1 protein-coding gene is annotated in these 264 nt (G+C 52.3%); it reads right to left on the bottom strand.

Annotation, left to right across the window (positions count from 1 at the left end; genetic code table 11):
- The coding region (locus AYW75_RS18500; RefSeq protein WP_231886245.1) for a DUF885 family protein at positions 1-203 on the bottom strand (203 nt) is incomplete at its 3' end.
- Between the last annotated feature and the right edge of the window lie 61 nt (positions 204-264).

The raw sequence follows: 264 nt of genomic DNA on the forward strand, positions 1-264 counted from the left end.
TGGCCGGGCCAAGTGATGTACCGGTCAATTTCGACTTCCGAGTCCAAATCGGTGATCGGCATTTTGCTGCGGTAGTAATCGAGTGCTTGTTGTTTCGACCAACCTTTGGCGTGCATGCCCGTATCGACGACTAAACGGATCGGACGCATCATCTCACCCGAGAGATTTCCGTATTTAGAATAGGGATCTTTAAAGAATCCCATCTCGTCGCCTAAGCTCTCGGCGTACAGAGCCCAGCCTTCAACAAACGCGGTGAAGCCGCCA

This window comes from Marinomonas atlantica (genome assembly GCF_001639725.1).
GTDB classification, from domain to species: domain Bacteria; phylum Pseudomonadota; class Gammaproteobacteria; order Pseudomonadales; family Marinomonadaceae; genus Marinomonas; species Marinomonas atlantica.